The sequence below is a fragment of the Rhizobium sp. BK591 genome (assembly GCF_014195045.1).
Classification (GTDB): Bacteria; Pseudomonadota; Alphaproteobacteria; order Rhizobiales; family Rhizobiaceae; genus Rhizobium; species Rhizobium anhuiense.
This window is the reverse complement of sequence record NZ_JACIAZ010000004.1, coordinates 662,972-676,746: the sequence shown is the minus strand read 5'-3', so window position 1 is coordinate 676,746 and position 13,775 is coordinate 662,972. Positions and strand designations below refer to the sequence as shown.

At 59.9% G+C, this 13,775-nt stretch carries 15 protein-coding genes; all 15 read right to left on the bottom strand.

The genetic code is table 11. The annotated features are described in order from the left end of the window. Window positions 1–57 precede the first annotated feature (57 nt). Window positions 58–621 (bottom strand): rod-binding protein, encoded by a 564-nt coding sequence (locus FHX10_RS21495; protein WP_047613620.1) that lies wholly within the window; start codon window positions 619–621, stop codon window positions 58–60. Window positions 622–652: 31 nt separating this feature from the next. After that, entirely contained in the window at window positions 653–1,066 is a 414-nt protein-coding gene (locus tag FHX10_RS21490; RefSeq protein WP_047613619.1) for a hypothetical protein, read from the bottom strand. A 4-nt stretch (window positions 1,067–1,070) separates the two neighbouring features. After that, window positions 1,071–1,823: a flagellar biosynthetic protein FliR gene (gene fliR, locus FHX10_RS21485; RefSeq protein ID WP_047613616.1), complete on the bottom strand. Its 753-nt coding sequence runs from the start codon at window positions 1,821–1,823 to the stop codon at window positions 1,071–1,073. Next, window positions 1,820–3,907 (bottom strand): flagellar biosynthesis protein FlhA, encoded by a 2,088-nt coding sequence (gene flhA, locus FHX10_RS21480; protein WP_047613614.1) that lies wholly within the window; start codon window positions 3,905–3,907, stop codon window positions 1,820–1,822. Before flhA ends, fliR begins: the two co-directional genes overlap by 4 nt. Window positions 3,908–3,996: 89 nt before the next feature. Next, window positions 3,997–4,263: a flagellar biosynthesis protein FliQ gene (fliQ, locus tag FHX10_RS21475; RefSeq protein ID WP_009992823.1), complete on the bottom strand. Its 267-nt coding sequence runs from the start codon at window positions 4,261–4,263 to the stop codon at window positions 3,997–3,999. Window positions 4,264–4,354: 91 nt separating this feature from the next. After that, the gene (gene flgD, locus FHX10_RS21470) at window positions 4,355–4,786 is read right to left on the bottom strand and encodes a flagellar hook assembly protein FlgD (protein ID WP_029868217.1); all 432 of its coding nucleotides are present in this window, start codon (window positions 4,784–4,786) and stop codon (window positions 4,355–4,357) included. Beyond that, complete coding sequence (gene flbT, locus FHX10_RS21465; RefSeq protein ID WP_029868218.1) at window positions 4,777–5,226, bottom strand: flagellar biosynthesis repressor FlbT; 450 nt, start codon at window positions 5,224–5,226, stop codon at window positions 4,777–4,779. Before flbT ends, flgD begins: the two co-directional genes overlap by 10 nt. Then, window positions 5,223–5,570 carry a flagellar biosynthesis regulator FlaF gene (flaF, locus tag FHX10_RS21460; RefSeq protein ID WP_029868219.1) on the bottom strand — a complete coding sequence of 116 codons (348 nt, stop codon included), beginning with the start codon at window positions 5,568–5,570 and terminating at the stop codon, window positions 5,223–5,225. The genes flbT and flaF overlap by 4 nt, the downstream gene beginning before the upstream one ends. Before the next feature lie 31 nt (window positions 5,571–5,601). Continuing rightward, window positions 5,602–6,648 (bottom strand): flagellar hook-associated family protein, encoded by a 1,047-nt coding sequence (locus tag FHX10_RS21455; protein ID WP_029868220.1) that lies wholly within the window; start codon window positions 6,646–6,648, stop codon window positions 5,602–5,604. A 3-nt stretch (window positions 6,649–6,651) separates the two neighbouring features. Beyond that, the gene (gene flgK, locus FHX10_RS21450; protein ID WP_063476336.1) at window positions 6,652–8,139 is read right to left on the bottom strand and encodes a flagellar hook-associated protein FlgK; all 1,488 of its coding nucleotides are present in this window, start codon (window positions 8,137–8,139) and stop codon (window positions 6,652–6,654) included. A 19-nt stretch (window positions 8,140–8,158) separates the two neighbouring features. Further along, window positions 8,159–9,460, bottom strand: a complete 1,302-nt coding sequence (locus tag FHX10_RS21445) for a flagellar hook protein FlgE (RefSeq protein WP_029868222.1) — start codon at window positions 9,458–9,460, stop codon at window positions 8,159–8,161. Between the two features lie 126 nt (window positions 9,461–9,586). Further along, on the bottom strand, window positions 9,587–10,258 hold the full coding sequence (rem, locus tag FHX10_RS21440; protein WP_029868223.1) for a transcriptional activator Rem: 672 nt from the start codon (window positions 10,256–10,258) through the stop codon (window positions 9,587–9,589). 280 nt (window positions 10,259–10,538) lie between these two features. Further along, window positions 10,539–11,096 carry a lytic transglycosylase domain-containing protein gene (locus tag FHX10_RS21435; protein ID WP_029868224.1) on the bottom strand — a complete coding sequence of 186 codons (558 nt, stop codon included), beginning with the start codon at window positions 11,094–11,096 and terminating at the stop codon, window positions 10,539–10,541. Further along, entirely contained in the window at window positions 11,044–12,483 is a 1,440-nt protein-coding gene (locus FHX10_RS21430) for a flagellar hook-length control protein FliK (protein ID WP_184390175.1), read from the bottom strand. Before FHX10_RS21430 ends, FHX10_RS21435 begins: the two co-directional genes overlap by 53 nt. A 2-nt stretch (window positions 12,484–12,485) precedes the next feature. Continuing rightward, on the bottom strand, window positions 12,486–13,775 hold the full coding sequence (gene motC / locus FHX10_RS21425) for a chemotaxis protein MotC (RefSeq protein WP_029868226.1): 1,290 nt from the start codon (window positions 13,773–13,775) through the stop codon (window positions 12,486–12,488).

The window sequence follows — 13,775 nt, the reverse complement described above, 5'->3', positions numbered from 1 at the left end:
CCATGCTCTGATTTTAATTGAGAACAGGATTCAGATTTCAGGCCAACGGGCCTAAAATCATCCTGTTCGATCGGTCTTGGCTTCGGCGGTCGGTGTGCCAAAGGTCTTACGCTGGAAGTCGTCGATCATGCTGATCGCGGTGTTGCGGTCATCGTTGTCGGTCGAGGCATTGACGATCTTGCCTTCCTGCCGGCGCAGTTGTTCGCTGTACATCTGCTTGGCGATTCCGATGCCGTCACCCTTGGCCATGGTGTTGCCGAGCTGCTCGGCCATCATGCCTTTCCAGATATCGCCGGTCGCGCCCTTGCCGTATACGTCTTCGCTTTCGCTCGGCAACATGGACTTGACGAAATTCTGCAGAACCATGGCCTCGAACTTCCGGTAGCTTTCCGGAACTTCCTCGGCCTTGGTGCGGTTCTGGATGTCGGCGAGGCCGCTCTTCTGGCCGATATGATCGAGAACATCGACCGTATTGGAGAAGCCCTTGCCGTTTTCGGCGAGGCTCGTTGCGGCAAAGGCCGCACGATTTGCCTTCAATTTTTCCTGGGCCGCCTGAACCTCCATGGGGTCGGCAGCTTTGACAACGTCCAGGACCAGATCACTGGGGGGCGAAATAGCCACGTTAGAATCCTCTGAATTAAGATCGTAACGACTATGGTTTTTGAAGCTTGCTGGAGGCTGGCGTTGCGAATTGCTGATCGATGACATCGTAGACGGCATTGTCGTCGGCCTCGCGGCGCTCGGCCTCGAGGGCTTCCTTCATGCCCTCTTCGAAACGATCGCCCTTGGCGCGCTCGCGCGCCAGCCGCATCTCGTGGACCTCCTGCATGCCGGTCAGTTGCTTGTCCTTGATGGTGAGCCTGCCGAATCGATCGGCGTAGCTCTGCGAGAAGGCGTGGTGGACCGGGTCCATCGAGCCGAGCGCGAGGATGACGTCGTCCATCGCCGCATTGACCTCGACGCGCTGGCGGCTGGTTTCGGCCAGGTCGTTCTCGGCTACCCGTTCGATATGCCGCTGCACCGAGAGCAGTCGCTTGAGTTTCTGGGAGCGCGTCTTTTCGGTCATCGCCTCATCGCCCGATATAAATCGAGCCGAAGGACTGGCCGAACTGGCTGACCATCGCCGCAATCGAGAAATAGATCAGGAAGAGGCCGCCCATCAGCAGATAAGGTGTGGAGATGAAGTAGACCGGGATCTGCGGCGCCAGCTTGTTGATGAAGCCGATCGACACGTTGAAGATCATGCCATAGATCAAAAACGGGCTCGACAGCCGCAGCATGATGTAGGTGGTCTGCTCCAGCGTGTCGGTGAAGGAGATCAGCGTCGCGCGCATCTGCATCAGGCCGCCGAATGGCATGGTCGTGTAGGAATCGATCAGCGCGCGGAAGACGATGTGATGGAAATCCATGATGAAGAGAATCATGATGCCGGCAAAGGTGACAAAGGCCGAAAGGCTGTTCTCCGACGTGTCCTCGATGATGTCGGTGGAGCCCGGCTGGGTATAGCCGACCATCATGGCCATGATCGAGGCGGCGAACTGCATGCCGAGCGTATAGATCCTCGCCAGCATGCCATACATCACACCGATCAGCGATTCGCTGAAGATCAGGCCGATATAGGTTGCAGAACCGGTGTGAACGGCCGGATAGACAGTATCCCAAAGCAGCGGCATGACGGCGATAGACAGCGCGCCGGCAATGAAGACGCGCAGTTGTTCGGGCACGCGCGCCGAGGAGAAACCCGGAAGAGCCAGCACACAGCCACCGATCCGGCAGAAAACCAGAAACAGCGCCAGAACGGTCCCTTGCGGGTCTGTTATCATGAAATAGAGCCCAAAATCTTTATCTCGATGCCCTTGGCCAGTTCGACATGCGACAGGACAGGCAACGTGGCGAACAAACGTTCGATGATCATACGCACATAGGAGCGTGTTTCGGGCGATGTGACAAGGGCGAATGGCAGGCCGCGATCCATGAACTCACGGATAACTTTGGTGGCCTGCTCGCTGAACTCTTCAAGGCTGCGCGGATCAATATCGAATTCAATCACCTCGCCCTTGGCGTCGCGCTTCAGCGCCTGGTGGAAGGCCAGATCCCATTTGCTGCCCAGCCTGAGCACGCGCAGCACGCCATTGTCGGCAAGATCGCCGCAAAGCTGCTGGGCCATGCGGATGCGGACGTGCTCGACGATCTGCTCGGTCTTCCTGACATGCGGGGCAAGCTCGGCCACCGCTTCGAGAATGAGGTGCAGGTTGCGGATCGAGACGCGTTCGGCAAGCAGGAGCTTGAGCACCGCCTGCAGGCCCGAATAGGACATGTGCGACGAGCAGATCTCGTCGGCGAGCTTCTTGTATTCGGGGTCGAGCCGATCGATCAGCACCTTGACGTCCTTGTAGGACAGAAGCTGCGGCAGGTTGTTGCGAATGACCTCGCTCATATGGGTGAGCACGACCGAGACGTTGTCGATCGGCTGGAAGCCCTCGCGTTTCAGATCGTCGGCGAAGTTTTCGAGGATCGAGACGGCCGGCATGCCGAAAGCGGGTTCGCGGATTTCGTCGCCGGGAATGCTCGGCCGGCGGCCGGCGCCGGTGACGACGAGGACTTCGCCGACGCGCAAGAGATTGGAGGCGACCGTCGTGCCGTGGATGCGGATCTGGTAAGACTTCTCGGCGATGGCGATATCGTCCGTGACCTTGATCTCGGGCACGACGAAACCGTATTGCGTGGCGAACTTCTTGCGCATCTTGCCGACGCGGAAGGCGAGCTCCTGGTGGGCGCCGAGCAGGCGCGTCGAGACCATCTTGCCGAGTGCGAGCTCGATCTCGGAGGTGCGCAGCACCGACTTGACCGAATCCTTTTCCAGCTCCTTGCTCTGGACGACCTTCTTTTCCTCCTGCTCGCGGCGAAGCTTGTTTTCCGCCTCGACCTGCCGCGGGATGAACCAGGCGCCGAAGGCAAGAAGACTGCCGAGGATCACGAAGGGGACAAACGGCAGGCCGGGCATCAAGGCCAGGACGAACATCAGCACGGCCGAGACCGAGAGTGCGCGGGGATAGCCGCTCAGCTGGTTGACAACAGCCTGGTCGGTGGAGCCGGTGGTGCCGCCGCGCGAGACGAGAAGGCCGGCGGCGAGCGAGACGATGAGCGCCGGCATCTGCGAGACGAGGCCGTCGCCGACGGAGAGCTTGACGAAGACGTCAGCCGCTTCGCCGATCGGCATGCCGTGGCGGAAATAGCCGATGATGATGCCGCCGAAGACGTTGATGGCGGTGATGATGAGGCCGGCGACGGCATCGCCGCGCACGAACTTCGAGGCACCGTCCATCGCACCGAAGAAGGAACTTTCCTCCTCGAGTTCCCGGCGCCGACGCTGGGCTTCCTTTTCGTCGATGATGCCGGCCGAAAGATCGGCGTCGATCGACATCTGCTTGCCGGGGATCGCGTCCAGGGTGAAACGCGCGCCGACTTCGGCGATACGCGTGGCACCCTTGGTGATGACGATGAAGTTGATGGTGATGAGGATGAGGAAGACGATCAGACCGATGACGAAGTCGCCAGACATGACCAGGCTTGCGAAACCGGCGATGACGCCGCCGGCCGCGTCGTGGCCTTCATTACCGTGGGACAGGATGACGCGCGTCGTCGCGATGTTCAGCGCCAACCGGGTCATCGTCGCGATCAGCAAAATGGTCGGGAAGGACGAGAAATCGAGCGGCTTCTGAATCCACAGCGCGACCATCAGGATCAGAACCGAGAAGGCGATCGAGAAGGCCAGGCCCATATCGATCAGGAATGGCGGGATCGGCAGGAAGAGAATGCAGATGATGCCGACGATGCCGAGGGCAAAACCGACATCGCGCAGGCTCGGGGCGACTTTTGGAATGGGGAGTGCAGGTGGTTGCGCCATGACGATTCCGTCTCTTCATGAGAGGAGGCGGATATGAGGCCGCCCAATTCGAATCGAGACTTAAATGGCGAAGCTTGCGCGAAGGTGGCTCAGAAACCAGACTGGATGCGCGAGAAGACCAGATTGGTGAAAATCGAGATCTGCGAGCCGACGAAAGGCGCGGTGACGCCGACCGTGATCAGCACCGCGACGATCTTCGGCACGAAGGTCAGCGTCGCTTCCTGCACCTGGGTCAGCGCCTGGATCAGGGCGATCACGAGACCCACCACCATCGCGGCGATGACCGCGGGACCGGCGGCAATCAGCACGGTCCAGATCGCGGCCTGGAACAGATCCAATGCATCAGCTTCATTCATCCGAAGGCAACCTCATATCGCCTTGAAGCGGCCCCGCCTTGGCCGGACCGCGCTTGGTTGGCGTCAAACAGGCGCGTTGGCGCCGTTCGCATCAGGAGCTGCTGCTCGGCGCCTCGTCGGCAACAGTGATTCCCGTCTGCACGAGTATCTTATCGCCATCTTTGGTCGTCGCAATGATACCATCGGAATAAACCTTGACGGAATCGATGATGCCTTTGACGGTGCCGTCGGCGCTTTCCATGTATTTGCCGACGTAGCTGCTGGCCTGGGTGAGGCTCGAGCTTGCCAGAAGCGTGTCCAACTTGGTGTTGGTCTGGATGGTCTGCTCGACCTGCGAGAAGGTTGCCAGCTGCGCCACCTGCTCGCTGGCATCCATCGGATCGGTCGGATCCTGGTTCTTCATCTGCGCGATGAGCAGCTGCAGGAAGTTGTCGTAGTTCAGTGTCGCCGACTTCGAGCTCGAACTCGTCGAGGAGGTCGTCGAGGTCGTTGAGGTCGCGCTTGTTGTTGCATCTACCGCCATGGTGCAATCTCCCTGCGAATCTGCTCGACCATCGTTGGCGGCATTTCGTGATTGTTGAGGATGCTGTCTTCGATCGCGTAGAGGCCGCGGATCGCCTTCAATGCATCGAAGGCGCGGCCGGTCGACACGAGCGCGTCGATGCGCTTCAGTTCGGCGAGGATTTCCTCGTTCTTGAAGCAGGTGAGCAGCATGGTGATCGACTTGCGGAACATCGCCGTCGAGTGGTCCTTGCCCTCGGGATTGATGAGGATCATCTGCGCGATGAAATAGAGCTGACGCAGGGGCGTGGTGGCGCCTTCCGGCTGCAGGACGTGGTTTTCGAGAAGGAACGTCACATCATTCAGGAATTCCAGCGCGACCTTGCGGTCGACGCGCAGGACGGCGCCGTTGATGAAGATTCTTTCTCCGGCTTTCAGAGAAATGCGAAGTGTACTTTTCATTTAAGTCCATCCCTGATGATGGTGGTAACGTCGATGATGCCCTGGTAGTTATTAGACTGACGTTTTCTGATCCTGTCGCATTCCTTCAATATCCAGATCGCAATCGAGATGAGGTTGGCCCTGAGCTCGATCTCCAGCTGGTTGTCGGGATGTTTCAGATCTTCGATGAAGCTGATCCACACCCGGCGCGTATAAAACAGGGCTTCAATGGCTTCCCGGCCGTATTTTTCCTTTTCGCGCGCCTGCGAAAGCAGATCTATGGACCGGTCAAGAACCTGCCATTCCCGCTCTTTCGCGTCGGCCACCGAGTCCTGCATGACTTCGGCATATGAGAACTGATACATTCATGCATCCTTCTTTGCGCGCCTTTGATCATCAAAGGTAGTTTACGAGACTCAACTGCTGGATCTTCGAGACGATCGTGTAAGCGGTTTCAAGCTGCGTTTCCAAAGTCTTGACGAGCGTCGAGGCCTCGTAGGGATCGACACCCTGCAGATCGACGAGCTTGTTCTTGATGATGTTCGACTGGGCGTCGAGGGCGTCGTTGGATTTCTTGACGCGCTCCTGGGAAAGACCGAGCTGGCTTGCCTGGGTCACGAGGCCGCTGGTCGCCTTCGTCGTATAGCTGATCGCCTGCTTGGACACCGTGCTCATTGCATCGCTGCTGAGGCCCTGGTCGAGAAGCGCCGAGGTCATCACCGAGGCGAGCGCGAAGTAGCGCATGCCTTCGGAATTGGCGTTGGTCGAGGATTCGATCACTTCCGAGTTGCTGATACGGCTCGTCATGTTCTGGCTCGACGCTTGCGACCAGCCGGTCGTCGCATCGGTCCAGTTCGCTTCGCTGAACATCGGCTCGACCGTCGACGTTATGAAGGTCTCCATTTCAGCGCCGGTCAAATCGCTGACCGCCTTGCCGAGGCCGGTCGCATAAGTGTTCAGTTCCGTGACGATGGCGGCGCTCGTCGTTGCGGTCATATCGGTCAGCGGCTGCACATCGGTATTGATGCCGGAGAACAGATATTCGCCGTTCACCATGGTGTTGGCGGTGTCCATCATCGTGGAGAGCGCACTGGTCGCCGACTGGATGGCGACGGTGATGCTGCCGGGATCGTGGCTGCCCTGGAGTGCCGTCAGCTTCGAAACCAGGCCGTCGCCGACGTCCTTCATCTTGGAAAGGCCGAGCTGCGAGGATTCCATGCGCGCGGCGACAAGCGAATTGCTTGATTTGATCGAGGCTATCCTGTCGGTCTCGCGGGTGAAGTCCACGCTCCTGGCGGCGTTGCCGCCGAGAGAGACACCGATATCCGCATAGACACCCGTCGTCGCTTCCATCGTTGCCTTGGTCATCTGGTTCTGCCCCTGACGGATCGTCAGGCGCATCGCGTTCTGAATGGCTGAACTTGAAATAAATGAGCTCTTCATGGCTTAACTCGCAATATCCAGCAATGACTTCAACATTTCGTCAACGGCGTTCAGGATCTTCGTCGCCGCCTTGTAGGACTGCTCTATGTCGAGGAGCAGCGTCAGCTCCTCGTCGAGGTTGACGCCCGTCTCGTTGGAATAGGCTTCGTCGGAGCGTGAAAGCGCCGCCGAGGTATTTTCCGCCGCCGTCGTGGCGTTGCTGCGATACTGCTCGAGCCAGCCGAGGGAATTCGTGGCGTATTCCATGATGCTGACGTTCGAATCGATGCCCGTCGTGGCGTCGAAGCCGACAGTCGTTCCCGTTGCCGGGTCGAAATCCATATCGGAGCCCAACGCCGTATAGAGGCGATCAAGTTCGTCTGTATAGCCGCTTTCGCCTGTAGTGTTCACCACGACGCCGGTGGCGTTGATGCCGCCATCGCGCAGGCGCATCGGGTCTCCGCCCTGCGAGGTGATCACACGGCTGCTGACGGTGATGGTCGACGCCATGCCGGCGACGGCGGTGCCGCCAGTATCGACCGTGCCGCCGCTCCAGGTAAAAAGGCCGGGCACGTAGGCCGGGGTGCCTGACGAGTTATCTTCCTTGAAGATCGAGACCAGACCGCGGGCGATTTCGTCGAGCTGCTTCTGGAAGTTGGGGGCGATATCGTCACGGACCTGCAGGAGCGACTGAAGGCTTCCCATCCCCGTCGTGGTCGATCCGCTGCCGAGCGGCAGCGCAACACCGTCGATATAGACGGAATTGCCGACGGTGGAGGCGGTATAGATATCCTGAGACTTGAAGGTCACGGTGCGCGGAACCGTCTCGAAGAGGATCGTCCCGTCGGGCGTGCTCAGCACCATGTCGTTGTTGTCGCGCGTCGTCGCGCTGACGCCGACGATCTTCGAAATCTGCTTGAGCGCCTTCTCGCGCTCATCGAGGGCGCCGGAGGCATCCGCACCCGAGGCCGTGGCGGTCTTTACCGCATTATTGGCCTCTTCGAACTGGCTCAGCAGCGTATTCAGCGTTTCAACGTCGGTGGCGATCTGCTTATCGGCGCTGGCGCGGACATCCTGAACGGATTGCGAGGCGTTGTTCAGCGAGTTGGCCACATCCTGTGCAGCGGTGATGGCGCCCTGGGCGGCGACCGTGCTGCCCGGCGTCGTGCGGAAGGCCTGAAGCTTTTGCTGGAAAACACCGAGATAGGTGGATGGCGACGTTTCGTAGTCGTTGCCACCCATGATCGACTTGAGGTCCTCGAGACCTCCGAGCAAGGCCTGCTGGGCGCTGTCCTGAGAGGATGTCTTCAGATACTGGCGCAGCAAGGCATCTTCCTGCGCCCGGTCTATCTTGACGACCTGGGCGCCGTTCAAGGACGTGGTAAGCATCGCCTGCCGGCGCACGTAATCTTTGTTGCCCGCATTCGAGATATTGTTCGATACGACACTGCTCTGCGTGCCGGTATTGTTGAATATGCTCTGCGCGGTATTAAGTGCTGACGTGAGCGACATGGCTTAGCCGTTACCCTGATTATCTCTTGAGGTTGACGAGGACGTCCATGATGTCGGACCCCGTCTGGAACACCTTGGAATTGGCGGTATAGCTGCGTTGCGCTTCGATCATTTCGGTCAGCTCGCCGGCGAGGTCGACGTTCGAACCTTCGAGAGCGCCTGACTTGATCGTGCCGAGGCCGTTGGTCTGCGGGAAGCCGGTGACGGTGACGCCCGACTGGCCGTTGGCGCTGTAGACGTTGCCGCTCATCAGCGTCAGCTTGTCCGGGCTTGCGACGTTGGCCAGCGGGATGCGATAGAGCGGCTTGGTGCTGCCGTCTTCATACTTGGCGTAAACAATGCCGTCGCCGTCGATGGTGACGTCCTTGACTGGGCTGGCGGCCTGGCCGTTCGGCGTGCCGGTGCCGGAAAAGGCGGCGCCGAGCTGAGTGAGGCCGGAGAAATCCATGTCGATGTCCTGGCCGGTCACCGGATCACTAATAGTGACGGCGCCACCCGTAACCAAGGCGCCGTCGGCGTCGAACTCGAGTGTTCCCAGGCCGACGGTGCCGCCTGTCGTGGTATACGGGAAGGAGGTCGTGCCACCCGTCGCCGCATCGGCATTGCGGAAAATCGCAACTTCCCAAGTGCTGGCGGTCGCGGGAGGTGTCGTCGGCGTTGCCGATTGCGCGGTCTTGGTGAAGTAGAAGTCGTACATCACCTTGTTGCCAAGACGGTCATAGGCGACCATCGAGACCTTTTTGGTGTCGGTCGTTGTGGTGCCGCTAGTACCGTTATCGCTCGGGAGATTAGCCGTAACAACAGTGGAGTTGGAATTGAGGTTGCCTGTGAAGACACCTGAGGTCGAGGCGATGGCGGTCAGGCCATTCTGGGTGACGTTGACGGGAACGAGGCCGTCGAAACCGTTGACGACGACGGCAGGGGCGCCGGAGTCATACGAATAGCCCATCAGCTGGAAGCCGGCTGAATTGACGAGGTTGCCTTCGTCGTCCTTGGTGAAATCGCCGGCGCGGGTCAGGACCGGCGTGCCGTCCGCACCCTGGACGATGAAGAAGCCGTCGCCCGAGATCGCAAGGTCGGTGCTGGAGGTGGTGTAGGAAATATCGCCCTGGTCGGAGACGGCCTGGCGCACGGAGGTCTGAACGCCGCCGGAATTGTAATTGCCGTTCGAGGAGGGCAGAACCAGCGACGAGAAGCTTGTCGACACAGCCTTGTAGCCGGTGGTGTTAACGTTGGCGATGTTGTCGGAGACGGTGCTGAGGCGGTTCGCCTGCGCGTTCATCCCCGATACTGCCGTCTTCATGCTGCCGAAAATGCTCATCTGAAAACCTCGTTTTACCTGTTAAACTCGAGAGTATTTGTCGGGCCTTGCGTGAAGCTGTCTGTCATGCGCGCGGCGAGGCCGAATATCGAGGTTCAGCCGGGCGCCGCCACCCGGCCGGCAAAATCAGGCCCAATCGATGCAGTAGCCAAGGAAACGCTTGGAATCGACCGGATCGACGCCGAGCTTCTTGCGCAGCTTCTTGCGCAGCTTCGAGATGTGACTTTCGACGACGTTCTCCTCGACCTCTTCATCGAAGATGCCGTAGATGGCGTTGAAGATCTGGGTCTTGGTGACCCGGCGACCGCGATTGGCGATCAAATATTCGAGGATACGGCGCTCGCGCCGGGGAAGCGCAAAGACCTCGCCGTTGATCTCGGGGTCGCGGCCATCCGAGAAGACGCGGATCCCACCGATCTCGGTGTAGTTGGCGATCGCCTTCAGCCGGCGCCGGATCGCAGCCGCTCTTGCGAGGATTTCGCGGGGATGCACCGGTTTGCGCACCACGTCGTCGACGCCGCAATCGAAAAGCGCAAGGGTGTTTTCGAGCGAGGGCTGGTCGCTGACCGCAATCACCGGCGCCATCGACCGATCCCGGATCGCCCGGGGCAGTTCGTGGTTGCGCTGGCCCTGCCCGATCAGGAAAGCCTCGACTGCCGCTATATCGGAATCGGCAGCGGTCTGTACCCACTCGCCGAACTCCGTTGGATCAAAGCCGGTGGAGGGAATGCCCTCACGGCCGAACAGAGATGTGTATCCATCTTTCACGAGCTCACGCTCATCAACCACTACGATCATTCGTCCGCCTCCGAATCAGTGTGGCACTTCGATGATCTATGGGTACGAATCGCACGAATCGGCGACAACTCGTTAAAGTTAATGGCAGAAATTAATAATTGATTAAGATCTTGGGTCCGATTTGATCTATATCTAGTGGGTATGATTGAATATGCACACCAAAATTTCGTGGAAAAGTTAACGCCCGGTTAATTATGGCTTGCACACGGGTTTCGTGCCGGATTCCCGCCATATTGTGACACAGTTTCGTCACAATATGCCTCTTCCATTTTTGGTTGCATTAATTTCGGCAAAAGTTACTCGCATTGGGAGTCCACTTGCCGTAGCCTGTGGCAACCAGATTGGCGATGACGCGACAGACATATTGCTTCTGCGCCGGATCGTTGTTGGGTCCGGCATGGTATCTGGCTACCGCCATCGTCCATGTCTCGTGCCGATCATGAAGGTTGCGGAGGAATTTTGCCGCGTACTCTACGTTGCGGTGTGGGTCGAACATATCCTCGGCGGAGCCGAAATTTTCACCGTGATAATAGTGGTTGATCTGCATGCAGCCGATGTCGATGAGCTTCGCGCCGCTGCTGCGGGCGACGTCGAATTGCCGCATCGCATCCTGTTCCGAGGGCGGAAAGATCGCCTTGCCTTCGACGTTCATGGCATAGGGATAGAGCGAGCCCTTGCGGCCGGTCTCCGTCAGACCGACTGAATAGAGGATGCCTTCGGGGATACCATATTTGGCAGCGGCCGACTGGATCTCGCGTTCGCAGGCGCCGGTGGAGGCTGATGCCTCAGAGGTAAACGCCGCCAGTGCCGCTGCTGCCGCCAGTACGAGCGTCTTCAATATCAGTCTCGCCTGCGCCATTGAAGCCTCCATCCGTCCGTGCCGTCTGATTGTGACGCTCGCGCGCCTCGCCACCCTGCCCCTGCTGGGGGAGCGACTGCTGCTGGGAGGCCTGGCTGCCCGCCTGGTTGCCGGTATCGGCACGCTCGACCGGCGCCATGCTGATGGTGACGTTGTCGACGGCGTAGCCCTGGCTGCGCAGAGCTTCGAGAATCTTGCCGTGATCTTCCTTCATCTGACGATAGGCCGCCCCCGTTTCGACCTTGAGGTCGACGTTCAGGGCGTCGCCGGAAAGGCGCATGGTCGCCGTCACCAGGCCGAGATCGAGCGGGTTCATCTGGATCTTCAGCGTATTGACCACCTTGCCGGTGCTCGTCCATTCCGCCGCGTTGGAGAGCGCCGAGCTCGGTTCCATGGCGCGCGCCCATTCGGAATCGCCGGAGAGAGCAGCGGTCACGGCGGCGGAATTCGAATTCTGCATCAGGCCGATATAGCGGCGCGATTCGAGTACCGAAACATTTTCGACATCGGCCTTCTTTGCGCCATCCTTCGCCCCGGCCTGATCAGTGCCGATGTGGACATCCATCGATACGCCGCGGCCATCGGCACGGCTGATCCTGAATGTCCTGCCATCTGTCGCTTCGGCACTCTCCGTTCCGGGAAGCTTCACGTCATCCGCCTTGCCGCTCTCGACGTTGGTGCTGACGGCCGCCAGAGCATCGGATGCATGGCCGCCCGCCTTGGCGTCGACCCCATCGAGTTTCTTGTCGGCCGGTCCGGCCTCACCGGCCTTGGCGGACAGATGGTGGGCGGCTGTCGCCGCCGGCAAAGCGACGGCGCCATCGGCAGGTTCCTGCTTCAGCAAGCCGAGGACGTCGGAAATGCCGCCGTCATCCTCGTCGCTGTCCTGGTCCGTATCGGTTTCCAATGCGTCGGCCTTGGCGTGCTTGCCGCTCTTGGCCGTCTGCACCACCTCGTCTGCGGGACTGTCTTTCGGATCGAGCGTGCCGAAGGCGAGATCGGCCGGCATTTTGACCCCGGCCTTTGCGGGCTTTGCCGCAACCTTTTCGACATTGGCGATCGTTTCCGGCGACACCTCCGCCTGCGCCTTCAGCGCGGCGTCACTGAGATCGACCAACGGCTTTGCGCTGCTGCGGCCGCGGATCGTCCGCGCCACTTTCTCCGCGGCGCCATCGGCAGCCGTCCCTTGATCCGGTTGCGCATCGTCGGTGTCGTCATTGACGGCATTGCTGCCTGCCTTGGCAAGCACGTCGAAGAAGCCGTTCTTCTGGCCGGCGGCATCATCTTTTCCGGCCGGCCGCGCGGATTTCGCAACCGCAGCCGACTCCGCACCGGAGGCTCCGCCCGAGACGCTGATATCCATCATAATTAATTGCCTTCCTGCGCCAGAAGACCGTCGATCTCGTCGAGCTTGGATCGATTGGTCGTCACAAATGCGTTGAATGAGGGGTCGGTATCCTGGCTCTGGCCAGTCGATGCCACACCTCCCGGAACAGGCTCGGGAAGCGCGCCTGGCGCTTCCGGTTGCGTCGCTATCGCCGCAGCCTTTTCAGAAGTGATTTCTTGATGATCAGTGTTAGGAGTGGATGCTTGCCTCAAGCTTGCCGGATCGGGAGCGCGCAGGATCTGGTCGGCGACCGATCGCGCCGCCTCCTGTAGCGCCTGGTCCCGCGGCGAAAGCGTGTTGCCGTCGATGCCGCGGACATTCTTTGCCGCCCGGTCGACATCCTCTGTGGGAAGGCCGGCCATGCCGCCATAGAAATTCGCAAGCGGCCCGAAGGCATTGTCGGTGTCGGCGCCAAGCGACTGCACCCGTTCGACCGCCATATGCGTCAGCTCCGGCTTACCTGATATCGCCGCAGCACGGGCGATGCGCAGATAGACCTCACGCTGGCGCGGCGCATCCATGAAAGACAGGATGTCGACGACATCCTGCGGCTTCACGTCGTGATCGTGACTGACGACGAGCGTGACGAAAAGATCGGCGAACTGGCTGGCATAGGGCGAATGCAGAAAGCGTCTGACATAACGCTGCGAATAGGCCATTCCCTTATCGAGCATCCCCTTGTCGACGCAGATGGCGACCGAGCGGCGCAACGCCGCCTCCTCGACGATCGTCCCGGGTGCTGCAAGACGCGCCTGGTCGTAGAGATCCAGCGCGTCTGCCGGTTTCGTCGCGATCAGCACGTTGCCGCCGATCAGCGCAAGATAGGGGCCGATCTTCTTGTCGCGATATTCCCGGGCCGTCTCCTCCAGCGTCTTGGCGACGAGTAGCCCTTTGCCGCTCAGATATTTGCGCAGCACATCGGTGACGCGATTGTCGAAATAGCCGTTGACGTCGTGGGCGATCAGATATTCGAGCGTCTGGGGATTGCCGCCGCTCATCGCATAGATCAGCGCTGCATCGACATTGCGGTCGTCATCGAAGACCGAAGTATCGACGGTGCGCAGCCGCTCGTCGATCGTCCCCAGCATGAAGCGCTGCATCTCGCCGGCCGAATGATCGCCGGTGACGACGGAGTCCTGCACGAACTGCAACGATCGCAGCATCTTGTACGGCGCAAGATCGTCCGGATCCTGCGCCTTGCCTGCGGCCGGCGAAAGCATCGCCAGGCCGAGGGCCACACATCCGATATAGCGATGCTGCCGACGCGCCAT

What these genes read in the sequence shown, in the direction of transcription:
- flaF (WP_029868219.1), bottom strand. Translation starts at nt 5,570, where the DNA reads ATGTATCAGTTCTCATATGCCGAAGTCATGCAGGACTCGGTGGCCGAC.
- FHX10_RS21455 (WP_029868220.1), bottom strand. Translation starts at nt 6,648, where the DNA reads ATGAAGAGCTCATTTATTTCAAGTTCAGCCATTCAGAACGCGATGCGC.
- FHX10_RS21490 (WP_047613619.1), bottom strand. Translation starts at nt 1,066, where the DNA reads ATGACCGAAAAGACGCGCTCCCAGAAACTCAAGCGACTGCTCTCGGTG.
- flbT (WP_029868218.1), bottom strand. Translation starts at nt 5,226, where the DNA reads ATGAAAAGTACACTTCGCATTTCTCTGAAAGCCGGAGAAAGAATCTTC.
- fliR (WP_047613616.1), bottom strand. Translation starts at nt 1,823, where the DNA reads ATGATAACAGACCCGCAAGGGACCGTTCTGGCGCTGTTTCTGGTTTTC.
- fliQ (WP_009992823.1), bottom strand. Translation starts at nt 4,263, where the DNA reads ATGAATGAAGCTGATGCATTGGATCTGTTCCAGGCCGCGATCTGGACC.
- flgK (WP_063476336.1), bottom strand. Translation starts at nt 8,139, where the DNA reads ATGTCGCTCACGTCAGCACTTAATACCGCGCAGAGCATATTCAACAAT.
- flgD (WP_029868217.1), bottom strand. Translation starts at nt 4,786, where the DNA reads ATGGCGGTAGATGCAACAACAAGCGCGACCTCAACGACCTCGACGACC.
- flhA (WP_047613614.1), bottom strand. Translation starts at nt 3,907, where the DNA reads ATGGCGCAACCACCTGCACTCCCCATTCCAAAAGTCGCCCCGAGCCTG.
- FHX10_RS21430 (WP_184390175.1), bottom strand. Translation starts at nt 12,483, where the DNA reads ATGATGGATATCAGCGTCTCGGGCGGAGCCTCCGGTGCGGAGTCGGCT.
- FHX10_RS21445 (WP_029868222.1), bottom strand. Translation starts at nt 9,460, where the DNA reads ATGAGCATTTTCGGCAGCATGAAGACGGCAGTATCGGGGATGAACGCG.
- motC (WP_029868226.1), bottom strand. Translation starts at nt 13,775, where the DNA reads ATGGCGCGTCGGCAGCATCGCTATATCGGATGTGTGGCCCTCGGCCTG.
- rem (WP_029868223.1), bottom strand. Translation starts at nt 10,258, where the DNA reads ATGATCGTAGTGGTTGATGAGCGTGAGCTCGTGAAAGATGGATACACA.